Below are 6,497 nucleotides of genomic sequence, written 5' to 3'. Positions count from 1 at the left end.
CGGTACATCGTTGGTTGAGCTGCAGCGGGCATAACTCCCGGGCGTTGAACCCGGGAAAACTGTGGTGTGCGCGTGACCGGGTTTGCGCGCACGCGGCCTTACGGCGGAGGAATGGCACATGTAAGTGGTGCCATCCCTCCGACGTTTCGGCGAGCTACTCCTGAATCAGAGTGGCTTCTTCATTGCGTCGCTGGCGGCGAAGCATGAAGACCAATCCTGCGACCAGCAGTAGGCCAGCGCCGAGAAGGCCGAGGCCAGCAAGCCCCTGCGCGCCCGTAACCGACAGGCCGGGACCGTGGTTCGGCCCACCGGCAGGCGTGAAGGTGTTGACCACGTCCACGGTGTTCTTGTCGCCGGCAATGTTCGAGACGATGCCGTCACTGCCCTTGCCAGCCGTGTTCTCGTCGCTGTCGGTCATCGAGACCGTCACGCCGTCAGGCACATTGGTTTCCACGACCTGGCAGGTGACTCCAGCAGGAACGGTGATCGTCCGGCTGTCGCCATCCCGCAGACTGAACTTCGCATCATCTGCTGCAAGCTCGTAGGAAACGTCTGCGAGCGCACCCTCGGTGTTAGTGCCGGGGATGGTGCAGGCGAGTTCGAAGTCGTACGCGGTGCGAGGTGCTGCACCTACGACCGTCTTCGATACCGTGAGCTGAGCGTTGTCGAACGTGTTCACCACATCCAGAGTAAGCACCTGAAGATCATTCGGGGTGCCCTTCTTTACGACGATGCCGTTCTCGAAGGAGTCGTGCTTGATCGACGACTTAGACGCATTACCCGCGAAGATTTCTTCACCGAAGCAGGTGGCGCCGAGAGGCAGCACACGCGGCTTGTCGTTTTCATCCACGAGGTACTTAGTCTGTCCACCCTTGATCTTCACAATGCCCGAGTACACGTCCGAACGTACGGGGTCGCCGGCCGAGTTGGATTCCTCGACCTGGCAGGTCACCTGCACCTCGAACACGGTGCCCTTCGCCGCCTCTACAGCGATGTCATCGCCGGCGAGAGACTTCTCGACCTGGATGGTGCCCGCGGAGTAGAAGTTGGTAAGCGACGCCGTGACGGTGCCACTCGTAGCCGCCTGCGCATCCCACGGGATCACGACGGTCACGGGATCTGGAAGCGAATCCGGATCCGCGTTACCCGCGGCGGTTTCAGTCACGACGCACGTGGCTCCGGCTGGGATCGGGGCGAGCTCGTCAGAGGTCACCGCGGTCTTGCCGTCCACGTTCAGCGTCACATCCTGCGTGAACACGGTGTCGTTCCCGACCGTGCAGGCCACGTTGAAACTCAGCACGTCCTGACCGGAGAACTCTCCCACGCCAGCACCTTCCAGCTGCTTGTTAATGATCAAGCCACCGAAGTGCTGCACCAGGCCCGCGTCGATCGTGTGATCGTGCGAGTTCTTCGCCAGCTCGAATCGAGCGCTCTTCCCGGTAGCCGGGTCGGCATTCGAGTCGAGTGCATTGTCGTCCCCGGCATCCTGATCAGTGATCGAGAAGCCGGTCAGTGTGGAGGTGTCGAAGGTGACTTGGTACTCACCCGAGGCAAGGCCAGAAAAGAGGTACTTGCCTGCCGCGTCGGTAACCGCGGAGAGCGACACAATGTTGCCGTCCACGTCAGTGCCCGACAGCGTCACCGGTACGCCGGAGACAGCAGGCTCGTCTGCGCTCTGCACACCATCCTTGTTGAGGTCGTTCCACACGTAATCACCGATCTCAGAAGAGATCACGGTGACCTCCCGCAGTGCGGGGCCAACAGCCTGCGTGACGCCGTCTGCGCGACCGGCGGTGATGTTCTGGTACACATCGCCACCGGCATTACCGACCGGGGTCATCGAGATGTCGATGCGGAAATCATCGCCCGGCGCAAAGTCGCCAGAACGCTGGAACCGGAGCCCCGTGACTTCACCGTTGTTGGCGGCGCAGTCTGCCACCGCACCGCTTCCGCTGACCACGTTGCCGTCAGCGTCACACCAGGTGGTGCTGCCGTCAGCCAGGTTGGATGCGTCGTTCGGATCCGACGCGAGCGATGCAGGATCAGCCTTCGTCGTCAGCACCTTGATGCCGGTACCTACTGCAGCGATCACAGAGTCTAGGCGCAAGGATCCCGTGAAAGCGTTGCCGTTCAGTCCATTAGTCGGCAGCACGTCAATCACGTCAACGTTCGAGATACTCCCCGGGTTATCGATGTTCGCGAACTGCACGCTCCAGGTAAGCGTACGCGGAGTAGTCACATCTGCCGGATTGACCTCAACGACACCAGGGTCGACGGTCTTCGCGATCTTGATGCCGGTCGGCACCACAAGCTGCAGCTGCACGTCATCCGAGCGCACCGAGATCGGAGCCGGGTCCGCGGGCGACGAGATAGCCACGTCGTTCGTGTAGGTGCCGTTGCCAGCCACGTCGAGGATCTCAGCAGTGACGATGATCGGATCGATAACCTGGCCGACCTGTAGTGCTCCAAGGTTCCACTTCACGTACTGACGGTTGTCAGCACAGGTGAGCTCAGAGTCTGCGGGCGCACCCATCTGCATCGTGTCCGGCGCCAGCGCTGCACCGTTCTGCTCCGCACCAACAAACACCTGGTGGAGAGGCAGGCAGTCCTCAATCGTGACCTGCTCCTTTGCGCCTGCGACTGATACGTCACCTGTGAGGGAGGGATTCAGGCGGTAGCGCACTGAGCTGCCCGAGGTGAACTGAGGCACGGAGTTGTCGATGAATTCACCAGTATCGGGGTGCTCGATGTACTTGTGCACGCGGACACGAGCACTGCCCTGCCAGAGGCGGTCGCCGAGCGTGCCGGCGTGGGTCTCGGGGTTGTAGGTCGGGGTGTTGATCTTGCGCACGTCCGCGTTGCCAAACACGTCTTCAGCTGAGGCCTGCTTGCCGGGTGCAGTGACCTGAGAAGCCCAGTTGCCGATTGGCTCGTCGGACTTGCTGTCCTTGACTACCTGACCAATGCCCAAGAGGATGGCGACGTCGCTAAAGGTCGTTCCCGCTGGGTATGTGGCTACCCAGGTAGCGCGAACCCTATTGATGCCGTCCCATACCGTGCGACCCTGATCATCCTGCACAGGAGCGGCAATGTCGTCGGGGTTTTCAGACCAGGTTCCACTGGAGCAATCAGAGTCCTTGCCCGGACCAGCATTACCCGAGCTGTATTCGATTTTGAGGCCACCCACCGCGCTATCGGGCTGACCGATCAAGTCCGGGTTACGTGTGGCATTACCCCACCGCATATGCGCAGGGAAGACTGGCTTACCGTTGCTCGGAAACACCGAAGTGCTTGACCCATACCAGTCCGGGTGGGCAGCCAAGGAGAGCCTGTCGCCGTCCCAAACATCGCACAATACAAGTGTGTCAGTGTTTCCACTTCCAGCGATGGAGGTGCCGCTGGCCTGCACGATCGAGTACACCCCTTGGCCCGGCATGACTACCGTGTTTCCGTCCCTGAGGAGACCTGATCCAGGGGGGCCTGAGAAGTGGCCTCCTGGCCAGAACACGCTAGATGGGGTGTTGCCATCAACTCCCGAAACTCCAGTGAACGACTTGCTCAACCCAAAGCCGGTCTCGACCTTGATCGTCACGTCACGTTCATTGTTGTCGGTGTTTGCTTCGGTGACAGGTGTTCCGTCCAACGCAGTTGCGGAGAAGTCCGTGTACACGTTGTGGACGGGAAGAGTGAAGCTGTTTCCAGTTGCGACAGTTCCTTGCTTGCCGAACTTGGTGACGGCTGCAATTGGGACCGCAATATCAAGCTGGTAGGTGACAATGTAGCCGAGATCGGCGGAAAGCGCTTTGCCATCCCCTGAAGTGGTCGGCACGGTGAATGCTGAGCTATCCGTGCCGGTGAGAGTTACCACCGAGGCCTCACCGCGAGCACCGGTGAACGTTGCTGTACCGCTTTCTCGCACCGAGTTGCTCAGGTCTCCCAAGCTCGCGCGCGTGAAAGGCAGCACCGTGCTGACGCCAACACCCTTCGCAGCCCTAGTAAGACCTTGAACCTGTGCTCCGTAGAGCTTCTTAGCCTCGGTTTCAGATCCTGCTGCAGCGACCATCTCTTCCCACACCTTGGCACCATAGAACGAAGCCGGCTCAAGGTTTTCGGTGAAAGAGATGGGGCCGGTCAGCGGAGTTGAGCCTTTGCCTCCTGATGGAACGGTGATCGACACCGGGAAACTCACCAAGCGGCAAGCCTCGTCCTTATGAGGTGCCGGGCAGGCTGAGCTTCCCTGCCATGTCCAGCCCTTGTTGGCCTCGCTGGAATCCACGCGCTTCGACAGGTCGTAGTTAGCGGCGGCCGAGACGGTTACTTGCTCAGGTGAGGTCGCCTTGGGCGTGCTCACCTGGTCCGTCGACACGTTGAAGGTCACCTGATCCATGAGCGTGCCGTTCGGCACCTCTGGACGCACCTTCGCGGCAAACGGATAGTTCAGCGACGTGCCGGCAGACTGATTTTCGAGCACGCACGTGACCGTCTGGCTCGGTAGCGACTCCCATGAGGTTTCCGTCAGCGTCGCTGGCGGGGCGGGAATCGAATCCGGCGTCAATGAGCTGCCCGCGATGCAGAATGGCGGCAGTGCCAGCAGCTCCTGTCCTCGGGGCAGATCAAAGGTCACCGTAGGGGCGGTTTGGTCTGCCCCTTGGAAACGAATGCCGAGGTTGTAAGTGACCGTGTCGTTCGTGCGTATCACCAGGTTGTCATCGCCGGAGTCATTTCCGGGGTCGTTGTTCCCTTGGAAGGGAGTCGTGCCGGTCAGCTGCTGCATCGTGAGTTCGATCGATGCCGCCCCCAGCGGCACCGGGTTCTGCTCAGGAGCATCGAGCGGAGTCGGAGCTTGCGTCTGGGGCACTTCAGGAGCGCCGTCGATGGCTGGCGCTTCTCCTTCGATTACCGGAGCATCAGGCTCAGTACCTGCGTCGCTTTCCGCCCACGAAACTGTCGCCGGAGCGAGGGTGAAGGTCAATGCCAGCGCCAAGGCTGAGGCTGTGAACTTTCCACCCCGTCCCGATATTTTGAGCTGTTCCCCCGTTGTGGCTGGATCTCCCAGCCGTCGTAAAAAGGCCATTCTTGCCCCCTAGTCATGAGAAATTAGACGTCGTCGCACCGCAGTTACGGGCACGCCGAATTTGGCGTCATAAGATAAAGAGTCAAAAGGTTCTGATTTATTACACCTGTTTTGAAACTTTCTAGTTTTGTCGTGTTCCATGCCTCACTGTGGGCGGGAACTTACCTCAGATACCGCTATCTGAGCTTCCAATTCGGAGTGGTGTCATCAGCCTCGCCCGACACTTCCCGCTCGGGGCTTTTCTCCGTCAGGGCCGGGTCATTCGGATCGTCCTGCCCCGGAGCTGACTGCTCTCGATCAGGTGTGGGGTCCGCGAGTTTTCCCAGCTCGTTTGGCCGAGGGTCAACTGCTGAGTGCTGCAAATCCTCTGGAATGCCCCTCGACGGGTCAGCGTCTTCGTTCGGCATGAGCAGCAAGAATCCAGCTGCGATCAACACTGCGCTTGCGGCTAGTCCACCCCAGACGGCCAGCTTCTTCGTCGTCGTGCCTGCAGATTTCGAGGACCCAGGGGCCGCTGCCGCTGCCCCTGTCGCGTTAGCGCCGTATGTCGCGGCAACTCCCGCCGTCGCACCTCCAAGGAGCGCGGGGCCTAGGAAGCTCCGGAGCCCTTTCGACAGCGCCTTTAAGTTTTCGGACTGCTGCGAGCAGTGCTTGCATGTTTCCAGGTGTTGCTCCACCCGCACGGTGTTTCGCTTGCCCAGCTCTGATCGCAGGTCCTCCGCAAGTAGCGAAGCTACGGGCGAGCAGGCTGCACTGGACGCCTCAACGTACTGCTGCAGGTACAGGGTGCCCAGTCGCTTCCTGGAGCGGTGAGAACGCACGCGAGCCGTGCCCAGAGAAATGTCGAGCTGCTCAGCCACCTCTGTCAGCGGCCGCTGCTCCACGTCGAGTAGCCACAGAATTTGTTTCGCCTCAGTCGACAGTTCGTTGAATGCCCGCGCGATTTGGTCACGATCCGCGAGCGCTTCGCTGAAATCTGAAGTGGTCTCTGTCAGGAGGTCATTCATTGTGACGGGTTCGTATGACACCAGCGGCGCGTCGACCCGGGAGAGTCTGATCATCTCGCTGCGCATCGAAGTCAGCAGGTATCCGAGCACCGAAGTGGTTGGCCCAGCACCGTTCACGAGCGCTTGGAGCATCGTCGAAAACGTGCCGGATACGAGGTCCTCGACAACTTTCGGATCCCTCGTCATAGAACGGGCTTGCAGGGTCACCTGTTCGAGATACCGCCTGTATAGCTGATCAAACGCCGACCGCGCGTCAGTGGATGTCGGGTCACTCCGAATAGCTTCGCACCACTGTGTCTCCTCGATGGTGTGCTTGCCCGTAGCTTCGAGGCCTGCGTCCTGGTTGATGGTGGCGTTGTCTTCAAGTCTCGGAGATGGGTGAGCAGCCAAAATTGAGTCCTCCTAGGCGGCGCAAC

The 6,497-nt window shown here is 60.4% G+C and carries 2 protein-coding genes; both read right to left on the bottom strand.

The features are described from left to right. Positions 1-154: 154 nt before the first annotated feature. Positions 155-4,972 carry an SdrD B-like domain-containing protein gene (locus C795_RS0111940; protein ID WP_157487111.1) on the bottom strand — a complete coding sequence of 1,606 codons (4,818 nt, stop codon included), beginning with the start codon at positions 4,970-4,972 and terminating at the stop codon, positions 155-157. A gap of 278 nt (positions 4,973-5,250) precedes the next feature. Then, positions 5,251-6,471 carry a sigma-70 family RNA polymerase sigma factor gene (locus tag C795_RS0111935; protein WP_017793987.1) on the bottom strand — a complete coding sequence of 407 codons (1,221 nt, stop codon included), beginning with the start codon at positions 6,469-6,471 and terminating at the stop codon, positions 5,251-5,253. Between the last annotated feature and the right edge of the window lie 26 nt (positions 6,472-6,497).

The sequence above is a fragment of the Leucobacter salsicius M1-8 genome (assembly GCF_000350525.1).
Classification (GTDB): domain Bacteria; phylum Actinomycetota; class Actinomycetes; order Actinomycetales; family Microbacteriaceae; genus Leucobacter; species Leucobacter salsicius.
This window is presented reverse-complemented; position numbering and strand designations above follow the sequence as displayed.